The following is an 11,803-nucleotide window of genomic DNA, read 5'->3' as shown; positions in this document are numbered from 1 at the left end:
GGGATTTTTTATTACAAAAGATTTCAGCTTTACAACAACCTAAAACTTTTACTTATTCCTTTGAAGCCAAATATCTTTCAGCATCTAATGCAGCCATACATCCTGTACCTGCAGCAGTAATCGCTTGACGGTAAACATGATCTGCAGCATCTCCTGCAACGAATACACCTTCAACATTTGTTTTAGATGTACCTGGAGTATTTACGATATATCCTGTTTCATCAAGAGTAATATAATCTTTAAAAATATCTGTGTTTGGTTTGTGACCAATTGCCACGAAGAAACCAGTTGCAGGAATTTCGATTGTTTCGCCTGTTGTTTTGTTTAAAGCTTTAATGGCATGTACCACATTGTTATCTCCTAAAACTTCAACAGTATCGTGATTCATTAAGATCTCAATGTTTTCAGTTTTACGAACACGTTCTTCCATAATTTTAGAAGCTCTGAATTTTTCACTTCTAACTAACATGGTTACTTTTTTGCAAAGTTTAGATAAATAATGCGCCTCTTCGCAAGCAGAATCTCCTGCTCCAACAATAACAACATCTTGATTTCTGTAGAAGAATCCGTCGCAAACTGCACAAGCAGAAACTCCACCACCCATATTTAAATAGTGTTGTTCTGATGGTAATCCTAAATATTTAGCTGAAGCACCTGTAGAAATAATTACAGTTTCACAGTGCAATTCAATTGTATCGTTAATCCAAACTTTATGAATATCTCCAGAAAAATCAACTTTTGTAGCCCATCCATCGCGAATATCTGCACCAAAACGCTTTGCTTGTTCCTGTAACTGAATCATCATTTCTGGTCCTGTAACTCCATCAACATAACCTGGAAAGTTTTCAACCTCGTTAGTTGTAGTCAATTGACCACCAGGTTGCATTCCTTGATATAACACTGGATTCATGTTAGCTCTAGCCGCATAAATAGCTGCAGTATACCCTGCTGGGCCAGAACCTATAATAAGGCATTTAATTTTTTCGATTGTATTTGACATAGTAATAGTTTTTTTGAGTTGCAAATGTAAACTTTATTATAAAAAATATCGCCGAAAATAAATCTGAAATAGCTATGTGCAAATAAGTTTTATTTATTTTCATTTTTTCCTTTTACAAATCAAATTTATTTATATCTTTGCATCCGCTTTCGGGCACTACAACAAAAAATACATCTTCGGGGTGTAGCGTAGCCCGGTTATCGCGCCTGCTTTGGGAGCAGGAGGCCGCAGGTTCGAATCCTGCCACCCCGACAAAAGTCTTTTCAAATTTGAAAAGACTTTTTTTTTGCTTTAAACTCAAATAAAAAATTCGCCACGAATTCACGAATTGTTTTCTTTTAATACTTCATCTAATATTATTCGAATTAATTCGAATGAATAATCGCGAGGATTTGAAAAAACAATTCGTGAATTCGTGGCAAAAAAAATCTTTCCTACTATTTTTCCATACTCATATAAGCAGGATAAGATTCTTTGTTAGGTAAAATAAATTCTTCATCAAAAGGTTGCGCGCCTTCACCATTACTATAAGATGCCACTCGTTTTACACCAGTTCCTGTGCTTCCACCAGTACCATTAATAACATTCTGAATATTTCCAGAACCAGCAAAACGAGTAATGCACATTTTCTCCAACTTCACATTTGGATTATTAGGCGCTTCAAAACCGTTTTTCTTATTCACATTCCCGTCAGTTCCTGTAAAAACAGCATAAGATCCCATTCCTATTGTATGATGTTCTTTTACAGTATTCGCAACTTTAAATGCTGCATAGCCATCAACCCTTCCTCCTTGACTACTCCAACTTGCTTGGTTTGGCGCATCATATGGTGGTTCGTTCTGAAAGAAAAATGTTTTGCCACGTTCTCCCAACCATAAAACTTCATATTCCTGATAATGCTCAACAAACAATGCATAAAGCGTCACATCATTTCCGGCAACAATAAGTCCGTTTTTGCACCTATCTCTTTTCCAACGTGCGTCGCCACCTTTCTGCGAACCATGATCTGCACGCCACAACCAGAAATGATCTCCTACAACATTATTGCTATTAATCTGCATAGAAGTCTGAATCTGAATATTTTTTGACTGTACTCCGCCTACTCGACAAGTAATATCGCTAAGCAAAATAGGATCTGCACTATGATCTGCATTTGCCCCTTCATTACCGATTCTAACTTGATACGTCGTACTATTTGATGAATCCATTAAAAGTCCAGCAATGATAATTCCATCTTTATCATCAGCAAAAATACAACCCCAAGTATTTTTTTCTGAAGGCTCTAATGTTACAGAAGCAATACCTGCTCCCAAAAGTATTGCATCTTTTCTGTTCACTTGAATCGGTGCGTTCAAAGCATAGTGCCCAGGAGTGAAAAATATATTTTTACCAGCTTTCAATGCAGCATTAATCTCTACATCAGTATTTCCTTCCTTAGCAACATACCATTTTGCATCCAAATCTTGAATTTCACCTTTTCCCATATCTGTTGCAGTCCAAGAAACTCCCACTCTGTCTTTTTGCCAAGCAGGAACAAACACTTTATATTCCCCCTCATTATCAATAAAAAGAAAAGGTTTTTCACGAATAATAGGTGTTGTTGAAATTGGAGAATTAGATTCATTTGCTTGCGGAGGATTTACACATCCTTGCCAAACCATATTATATGAACCTCCCATGGCTCCCGAACCTGAAGGGAAAACGGTATTTCTAGTATACCATTGTTGTTGTCCACCCCAATTTGGTCTTGAAGTTGTATAATGAGCATCGGCAATAAAACCGCCGCTGCCCCAAAAGTTTGTATCTCCTATATCAGAAATATATTTAGAAGTGCTTTCAATTAATAATCTTCGCGCGCTCGTTGACTGAGAAACCGTCCACGAAAAATCACGCATTACTTCTACATTTTCCACAGAACGCCAAAATGTACAAGTCGCATTTGCTCCCCCCGAAAGATGAGGTCTTGTAAAAATTGCACCTAATTTCACATCTGAAGGCACTTTGCCCAAACCTCCAATATGAGAATAGAATCCCAACTCTATAGCGTTTGCCTCTACTGAAGATGCAGAACCCGACCCACCAGCATCATAAGTTTGTCCATTTACATTTGGTTTAAAATAATACGCCTGACGTTTTGTTGTCCATTCGCCATTTGCACCGCCTAAACCAACTGCACCAAAATGAGAATTAATTTCATTTTTTGCCGTTTCAGCTTTTTCATGCTTTCTATCGTAGAAATACATATTATCTCCAAAAATCTGATTTTCGAGCGAAATGATAATCGTGATATCATTTCGGCTTACTTTATAATAGTTCTCATATTTATTTGTGTTAGACTTATTATCGGTAAATGTCAATTTAGAAGTTGATCCTACCGACACAAAATCAGATGCCAAACGACTGCCTCCTCTCGTTATAATATAATTCCCAGAAGTGCCAAAAGCCGACCATGATAATGTGATACTATGTTTCTTTTTGTTGTAAACAATTTTTCGTTCGATTTTTTTATTTCCTTCTATTTTCTTGTTAGTTGAATAAGGCGAAACAAAACTGCATAAAAGCACCATAAACGTAAATACTGTCAATAATGAAATTGCTTTTTTACTCATAAAAATGTTCATTTTGTGGTTTGATAGATTGTAATAATTGTAATTTTAAGAAAGCCCAAAATAGCAATAATCTCCAACCTTTTCGTCCGTTTCTGAGCCCAATTTTCTTATCAAAAACACTACAAAACCTGAAAATTTTGTCTTTTTCTAACATAAATAAAGCTTATCTAACTTATCTGTTTTTCCTTAATAGTCTTTTTTTGCCCGTAAATAGAAAGAGAAAATAAAATGAAAAAGATTGTACTGTTTATTGCCTTATTTTTTTCTGCCGTTGCAATCGCACAACAAAAAAACAGCACTCCTATTGATTCATGTGCTTCAGTTCGAGAAAGTATATTATTCAAGAAAAATGCCCATGCATCCTACTATCATGATAAATTTAATGGAAGAAAAACAGCAAGCGGTAAAAGATTTAACAACAATGAACTCACGGCTGCACACAAAAAATTTCCTTTTGGCACTATATTAAAAGTGACAAACGAACTAAACAAGAAATTTGTAATTGTAGAAATTACAGACAGAGGTCCATTTATAAAAGGACGCGAAATTGACCTTAGTAAAAGAGCTTTTATGGAAATTGCATCTAATAAAAAAAGCGGTTTGGTTTATGTCACCATTGAAATCTTAAAATAAAAACTTTTTTGAAGCAAAATTAGATTCTTGCCTTTTTCTGGCAAGAATACCAACTAAATTACTCATGAATCTTATTATATTTTTATTCATAACTAAAATTATTTTTCTGCCAAACACCCATGAAACCCCGATTAATCAAACTTTCTTAAATGTTAACAAAATAGATTTTCAGAAACCATAAATAATTGTATTTTTACGGTTCAAAATTCAGAAAATAAATGGGCAAAATCATTGCTATTGCTAATCAAAAAGGAGGCGTTGGAAAGACTACTACATCAGTAAATCTTGCTGCCTCATTAGGTGTTTTAGAGAAAAAAGTATTGTTGATCGACGCTGATCCACAGGCCAATGCTACATCTGGTCTTGGAATTGACGTAGAAACAGTTGAAACTGGAACTTACCAAATACTTGAGCATACTGTAACACCAAAAGAAGCCGTTTTAAAATGTACAGCTCCAAACGTTGACGTGATCCCTGCTCACATTGACCTTGTTGCTATCGAAATTGAATTGGTTGACAAAGAAAACCGCGAATACATGCTTAAAAAAGCATTGGAAGAAGCAAAAGAAGAATATGATTACATCATTATCGACTGTGCTCCTTCTTTAGGTTTGTTAACCTTGAATGCCTTAACAGCAGCAGACTCTGTAGTTATTCCTATTCAATGTGAATATTTTGCACTTGAAGGATTAGGAAAATTACTGAACACTATTAAGAGTATTCAAAAAATCCACAACCCAGATCTTGATATTGAAGGTTTATTGCTAACAATGTATGATTCAAGATTACGTTTATCTAATCAGGTTGTAGAAGAAGTTCAAAAACACTTTAACGATATGGTTTTTGATACTGTAATTCAGCGAAATGTAAAATTAAGTGAGGCTCCAAGTTTTGGAGAAAGCATCATCAACTATGATGCGACTAGTAAAGGTGCCGTAAATTATATTCATTTAGCACAAGAAATTATAAAGAAAAACAGTAAATAGTTTTTATGACAAAAGTAATTAAAAAACAAGCCTTAGGAAGAGGATTATCTGCACTATTAAAAGATCCGGAAAACGACATTAAATCAGTAGAAGACAAAAATGCTGACAAAGTTGTTGGAAACATTATAGAGCTTGAAATTAGTGCGATTGAAATAAATCCGTTTCAGCCTAGAAGCAATTTTAATGAAGAATCATTACGTGAATTAGCCACTTCTATTAAAGAACTTGGTGTAATTCAACCTATTACTGTTCGTAAATTAGATTTTAACAAATACCAGTTAATCTCTGGAGAGCGTCGTCTTCGCGCGTCTAAATTAGTAGGTTTAACTCATGTTCCTGCTTATATTCGTATTGCAAATGATAACGAATCATTGGTTATGGCTTTGGTTGAAAACATCCAGCGTCATGACTTAGACCCAATCGAGATTGCTTTATCATACCAACGTTTAATCGACGAAATTCAATTAACTCAAGAACAAATGAGTGAAAGAGTTGGTAAAAAACGTTCGACAATTGCCAATTATTTACGTCTTTTAAAATTAGATCCGATTATCCAAACTGGTATTCGTGATGGTTTTATCAGTATGGGACACGGTAGAGCAATTATCAACATTGAAGATTTAGACGTTCAAACTGATATTTATCAAAAAATCGTTAGTCAAAATTTATCAGTTCGTGAAACAGAAGCTTTAGTTAAAAATTATCATGAAGGCCAACAGCCAAAAGCTGATGAAAAACCTAAAGCCGAATCTGCGTTCGTAGTTAGAGAAACTCAGAAAAACACTTTCAACGATTATTTTGGCTCAAAAGTTGATATAAAAGTCGCGGGCAACGGAAAAGGAAAAATTACAATTCCATTTAATTCTGAAGCTGACTTTAACAGAATTATAAAATTAATAAACGGATAGTGAATAAAATTGTCCCCATTGGTCTATTGTTCTTTCTAACAGGAACCGTTTCTCTTTTTGCTCAGGCAAAAAAAGACACGGTTTTGATCGTAAAAGACACCGCTACATTAGAAGAAATAGATCCGCTTACACCAGCAAAAGCTGCTTTTTACTCTGCTGTCTTACCTGGTCTAGGTCAAGCATACAACAAAAAATATTGGAAAATCCCATTGGTTTACGGAGCAATCGGAACAAGTTTATATTTTTACATAGACAACAATAAAAAATACCACGACTATCGTGACGCCTACAAACGAAGATTAGAAGGCTACAACGATGATAATTACAAATTTTTGGATGACAACCGACTTATTGAAGGACAGAAATTCTACCAAAGAAACAGAGATCTATCTGCCTTATTTGTTGTTGGTTTTTATGTATTAAACATTATTGATGCCAATGTTGATGCCGCTTTGATACAGTTTAACGTAAACGAAAGACTTTCAATGCGCCCAGAAATCTATCCCGATGATGTAACTTTTAAACCGAATGTCGGACTAACTTTTAACTATAAGTTTTAATAGATTGAATTCTATTTTAAAAATAAAAAATAAATCATAATGAAAATTGCGCTTTTAGGATACGGAAAAATGGGTAAAGTAATTGAAAGAATTGCTTTAGAAAGAGATCACGAAATAGTTTTAAAGAAAGATGAATTTAACACCTATGACGGACTTTCGACAGCCGATGTTGCCATAGATTTTAGTGTTCCATCAGCAGCAGTGAGTAATATTTCTGCATCTTTCAATGCTAATGTTCCGGTGGTATCAGGAACTACGGGATGGCTAGAACATTATGACGAAATGATTGCGCTTTGCAATGAGAAAAAAGGAGGATTCATTTCTAGTTCAAACTTCAGTTTAGGAGTAAACATTTTCTTCGGATTAAATGAATATTTGGCTAAAATCATGAAACAATTCGATTCTTATAAAGTTTCAATGGAAGAAATTCACCACATTCACAAACTTGATGCGCCAAGCGGAACAGCTATTTCTTTAGCTCAAGGCGTTATTGAAAATAGTAATTACGCTAACTGGACTTTAGAAGAAGCACAAGCAAACGAAATTCATATTGAAGCAAAAAGAATTGGAGAAGTTCCTGGTACACATACTGTAAATTACGATTCTGCCATCGACAGCATCGAAATCAAACATACTGCCCATAACCGTGAAGGTTTTGCCCTTGGCGCTGTTATTGCAGCAGAATGGCTTGCAGGAAAACAGGGAATTTTCTCTATGAAAGATGTACTAAACTTACAATAAATTGACCAAAATTCAAGACTATTAAGAGCTTGAATTTGAAACTTAAAATACAATATTATGACATTTTACTCTTGGTTCGTATTTTTCCTAGCTGTTCAAATTATTCACTTTCTTGGAACATGGAAATTATATCAGGCAGCGGGAAGAAAAAGCTGGGAAGCGGCAATTCCGGTATACAATTCTATCGTTTTAATGAAGATTATTGGACGTCCGACATGGTGGACATTATTACTTTTTATTCCAATCATCAACTTGATTATGTTTCCAGTTGTATGGATTGAAACGTTAAGAACATTTGGTAAAAAATCAACTTTAGATACTATGTTAGGTCTTTTTACTTTAGGCTTTTACATCTATGTTGTTAATTACACTCAAAAACTAGAGTACAATAAAGACCGTAAATTAACTCCAGAAAATAAAGCTGCAGATACCGTTAGCTCTTTATTATTTGCCATCATCGTAGCAACATTAGTACACACTTATGTTGTACAGCCTTATACGATTCCGACATCGTCTTTAGAAAAATCTTTATTGATTGGCGATTTCTTATTTGTGAGCAAATTAAACTACGGACCTAGAGTTCCAATGACAACTGTGGCATTGCCAATGGTTCACGACTCTATTCCTTTAACCAAAACTAAATCGTATTTAAGCTGGCCACAATTGCCATATTTAAGATTACCAGCCATCCAGAAAATAAACCGTTGTGATATTGTCGTCTTTAACTGGCCTGTCGATACGGTTCATTATTTCTTTGAACCAAAAGGAAGACCAGGTGTTATCAAACCAATTGACAAAAAATCAAATTACGTAAAAAGATGTGTTGGTATTCCTGGAGACAGCTTATCAATAAAAGATGGTTACGTTTTTATTAACGGAAAAAAATTAGTTTTACCAGAAAGAGCAAAACCTCAGTATTCATACGCCGTAGCGTTAGACGGAAAAACACCAATTGATTTTGAAACTATTTTCAAAGAATTAGACATTACAGATCCTGCTGGATTCAGAACTGAAAAAAGAGATACGCTTTATTTAGGCGCATTAACAGAAGCTGGAGCAGAAAGATTCAAACATACTCCAGGAGTTACTGCAGTAATTAGAAAAATTGACACAGGAGACAACAACGACATTTTCCCTCACATTAACAAATGGAACCAAGACAACATGGGACCAATTTATATTCCTGAGGCAGGAAAAACAGTTGCTTTAACAAATGAGTCTCTTCCTTTCTATAAAGAGATTATAACAAATTACGAAGGAAACACGTTAGAATTACAAGGTTCAAAATTTTTAATTAATGGAAAGCCTGCAACTACATACACCTTCAAACAGAACTATTACTGGATGATGGGAGACAACCGTCATAACTCTGAAGATAGCCGCTACTGGGGGTATGTTCCCGAAGATCATATTGTAGGAAAACCAGTATTCATTTGGATGAGCTGGGATACTAACGGAAAAGGCATCAACAAAGTTCGCTGGAGCAGAGTATTTACAACTGTAGATGGCGAAGGCCAACCTCAATCTTACTTTAAATATTTCTTAATACTTCTTGCTATTTATTTCGTAGGAGATTTTATCTGGAAAAAAAGAAGAGAGAACAAAGCGTAATTAAAAAAAATAAACAGTCAAACGTTTAAAAGTCTAAAGTCATAAAGTCAAGCTAACAAACTTACTTTATGACTTTTGGCTTTTGACTTTAAAACTTTAGACACACTATGAATTCCTTAATACTTCCAACTTATTTCCCATCTATCAGTCATTTTGCCGTAATAGCACAATCAGACAGCATTACTTTTGAAATGGAAGATAATTTTCAAAAACAGACAAATAGAAACAGAACATACATCTATAGTCCGAATGGAATTCAATTATTAAACATTCCCGTTAAGCACTCCAAAGCAACGCATCAGAAGACAAAAGATATTTTAATCGAAAACGAATTTGATTGGCAGAAACAGCACTTTAAATCGCTTGAAGCCGCATATAGAAGCTCACCTTTCTTTGAGTATTTCGAAGATGATATCGTTCCTATTTTCGAGAAAAAACACCAATTTTTAATGGATTTAAACTTCGAAGTGTTAGACGTTGTTATGAAATGCCTTCGAATGAAACTAGAATTTGGAAAAACAACAGAGTATTTTCACGAAGTTGCTGATTTTACCGATTTCAGATATTTGGCAAACGGTAAAAAAGATGCTAATTCTTTTGAAAAATACACTCAGGTATTTGATGACAAACATGGTTTTATCAACAATTTAAGTGTTTTGGATTTACTTTTTAACGAAGGTAAATTTGCAATGGATTATTTGAAAACGCAGAAAATTATATAAATTATGAGTTGCAAGTTATGAGTTATAAATTTTCATACAACCTTAATTTTTGGTATTCCACTTTTGACTTTCGACTTACTTAATCATTCTACCGAAAGTCTTGTCATAATAGGATAGTGATCTGAATTTTCAAAATCAGAGAAGCTTTCAAATTGTTTCACTTTCATTTTGCTGTCTGTAAAAATATAATCAATCCTTGCGGGATAGTATTTGAATTTATAGGTAGCTCCAAAACCTTCTCCAGCCTCTTCAAAAGCATCTTTTAGTTTTCCTTTAATACTTCTGTAGACATAAGAAAACGGACTATTATTCATGTCTCCACAAATAATAATTGGATAGTTGCATTTCTTGATGTGCTCTTTAAAAATTTCAGCCTGCTCCTGCTGCTGCGTGAATCCTTTGCTGATTCTAGCATAAATACGCTGTGATTTCTTCTGATTTACATTGTCAATATCATCGGAAATCTCGCTTACATCTGGAGATATCTTAATGGATTGCAAGTGCATATTGTAGACACGAATAATATCTTTTCCGCGTTTAATATCAGCATAAACCACATTGTTGTCTGACTTAGGAAAAATGATGTTTCCTTGATCTATAATCGGAAATTTAGAAAAAATAGCCTGCCCAGTTTTAATTTTATTTCCGTCAATAAAAATATAACGGTGCGGATACACCTTTAAATCCAAATGCGCAGAATTTGAGTATTCTTGAATACATAAAATATCAGGATCTTTTTCGTCTATAAAAGCTTTAATATTTGACGGAATATCATCACGATCCAGCCATTTAAAAACATTAAAAAGGCGCACATTATAACTCATTACAGAGAAATCTTTTTCATCTTTCACATACTCTTTTCCAGAAAACTTATAAAATTTACTAATGAATGTAATTCCTGTTAGCAAAACCAAACCAGACAAAATAAGGCGTTTTTTAAATTGGATTCCCCAATAGATAAAAAACAATATATTGGCCACAAAAAAAGCAGGCATAAACAAAGTAAGCACCGATAAAAGCGGAAAACTTTTAGGTGCTAAAAAAGGCAAAACATAGATACTAAATGTAAGCACAGTCAGCACTATGTTCAAAAAGAACATTATTTTATTAAACCAAGAAAGGTTTTTCATATTTAAGTCTCCTACAAGTTTATTTTCCAGCTTTAAATAAAAACTCTTTTTCTTCCTTTGTCAGACAATCGTATCCCGACTGGCTTATTTTGTCTAAAATTTCATCAATCTGCTGTTGCGTTTTATCTTTCGTAACAATTCTTGATGTCGTTTTTTCTGTAGGTTTTTTGTAATTTTTATGAACTTTTGTAAATGGGGTCGTAGGAGATTTTCTAAAAAGATTTACAAAGAAATCTAACGTTTTAGAAACAACGATACTTAAATCTGTACCGTTTTGAAGTAATTTAATATAAGCAAATCCGAAGAAAGCACCAGCAAGATGCGAAATGTGTCCGCCCATATTTCCTAAACGGAACTGCATTAAATCTAAAATTAGAATAACAGCTGTTATATGCCAGAGTTTCACATTTCCAAAAAGAAACAAACGCACATTCATCAAAGGAGAATAAGTCGTCGCGGCCACCAAAATAGCCATAATAGCAGCAGAAGCTCCAACAATGGAACCGCTGATATTAGAAAAATAAAAACTCAATGCAAAAGCAACTCCTGCAAAAAGAGCACTTAAAAGATATAATCCTAAATATTGTTTTTGAGTAAAATAAGTCAAGAACAAAGTGCTTGCAAAATTAAGCACCATCATATTGAATAACAGATGGAAAAATCCGTCGTGAAAAAAAGCATAGGTTAAAAAAGTCCAAGGTTTAAACATAAAAACCTGAGGATCTGACGATAAAGCCAGCCAATTTGGAAATGCAAACTGACCTACTGAAAATTGATAGAAAAAGATAAGCGATACAATAAAACATGCTATGTTCCAATACATAACTCGCATAGCGATACCACCCAATCTATACTGTAATTTTAAATCGTCTAGAATATTCATAAAAATTCTTCTATTTTAGA

The 11,803-nt window shown here is 34.2% G+C and carries 11 protein-coding genes and 1 tRNA gene; 8 read left to right on the top strand and 4 right to left on the bottom strand.

The genetic code is table 11. From position 1 onward, the window contains the following. Positions 1-52 precede the first annotated feature (52 nt). The gene (gene trxB, locus JI750_RS19095; RefSeq protein WP_111285729.1) at positions 53-1,000 is read right to left on the bottom strand and encodes a thioredoxin-disulfide reductase; all 948 of its coding nucleotides are present in this window, start codon (positions 998-1,000) and stop codon (positions 53-55) included. Positions 1,001-1,177: 177 nt separating this feature from the next. Between trxB and JI750_RS19090 the strand changes: the two genes are divergently transcribed. Further along, positions 1,178-1,252, top strand: a tRNA-Pro gene (locus JI750_RS19090). Between the two features lie 185 nt (positions 1,253-1,437). On the opposite strand, the gene JI750_RS19085 is transcribed toward JI750_RS19090, so the two are convergent. Next, entirely contained in the window at positions 1,438-3,609 is a 2,172-nt protein-coding gene (locus tag JI750_RS19085) for a pectate lyase-like domain-containing protein (protein ID WP_202005944.1), read from the bottom strand. 228 nt (positions 3,610-3,837) lie between these two features. Here JI750_RS19085 and JI750_RS19080 point away from each other — a divergent pair, with 228 nt between their 5' ends. The 7 genes from JI750_RS19080 (at position 3,838) to JI750_RS19050 (ending at position 9,770) form a co-directional block, all read left to right on the top strand. After that, entirely contained in the window at positions 3,838-4,242 is a 405-nt protein-coding gene (locus JI750_RS19080) for a septal ring lytic transglycosylase RlpA family protein (protein WP_202005942.1), read from the top strand. Between the two features lie 218 nt (positions 4,243-4,460). After that, entirely contained in the window at positions 4,461-5,228 is a 768-nt protein-coding gene (locus tag JI750_RS19075; RefSeq protein WP_008464569.1) for a ParA family protein, read from the top strand. Positions 5,229-5,233: 5 nt separating this feature from the next. After that, positions 5,234-6,136, top strand: a complete 903-nt coding sequence (locus tag JI750_RS19070; protein ID WP_202005940.1) for a ParB/RepB/Spo0J family partition protein — start codon at positions 5,234-5,236, stop codon at positions 6,134-6,136. Beyond that, positions 6,136-6,696 (top strand): DUF5683 domain-containing protein, encoded by a 561-nt coding sequence (locus JI750_RS19065; protein ID WP_202005938.1) that lies wholly within the window; start codon positions 6,136-6,138, stop codon positions 6,694-6,696. Before JI750_RS19070 ends, JI750_RS19065 begins: the two co-directional genes overlap by 1 nt. A gap of 39 nt (positions 6,697-6,735) precedes the next feature. After that, on the top strand, positions 6,736-7,437 hold the full coding sequence (dapB, locus tag JI750_RS19060; RefSeq protein WP_202005936.1) for a 4-hydroxy-tetrahydrodipicolinate reductase: 702 nt from the start codon (positions 6,736-6,738) through the stop codon (positions 7,435-7,437). 57 nt (positions 7,438-7,494) lie between these two features. Beyond that, positions 7,495-9,048, top strand: a complete 1,554-nt coding sequence (lepB, locus tag JI750_RS19055; protein ID WP_202005934.1) for a signal peptidase I — start codon at positions 7,495-7,497, stop codon at positions 9,046-9,048. A 107-nt stretch (positions 9,049-9,155) separates the two neighbouring features. Beyond that, on the top strand, positions 9,156-9,770 hold the full coding sequence (locus tag JI750_RS19050; protein WP_202005932.1) for a WbqC family protein: 615 nt from the start codon (positions 9,156-9,158) through the stop codon (positions 9,768-9,770). A gap of 83 nt (positions 9,771-9,853) precedes the next feature. On the opposite strand, the gene JI750_RS19045 is transcribed toward JI750_RS19050, so the two are convergent. Together JI750_RS19045 and JI750_RS19040 are read right to left on the bottom strand one after the other, a co-directional pair. Beyond that, on the bottom strand, positions 9,854-10,900 hold the full coding sequence (locus JI750_RS19045) for an endonuclease/exonuclease/phosphatase family protein (RefSeq protein WP_202005930.1): 1,047 nt from the start codon (positions 10,898-10,900) through the stop codon (positions 9,854-9,856). Positions 10,901-10,919: 19 nt separating this feature from the next. Next, positions 10,920-11,783, bottom strand: coding sequence for a rhomboid family protein (locus JI750_RS19040; RefSeq protein WP_202005928.1), 864 nt, complete (start codon positions 11,781-11,783; stop codon positions 10,920-10,922). Between the last annotated feature and the right edge of the window lie 20 nt (positions 11,784-11,803).

Origin of the sequence: Flavobacterium tagetis, assembly GCF_016735615.1 — a bacterium.
Taxonomy (GTDB): domain Bacteria; phylum Bacteroidota; class Bacteroidia; order Flavobacteriales; family Flavobacteriaceae; genus Flavobacterium; species Flavobacterium tagetis.
Note: the sequence above shows the minus strand (reverse complement) of the source record. Positions and strands in the feature narration are given on the sequence as shown.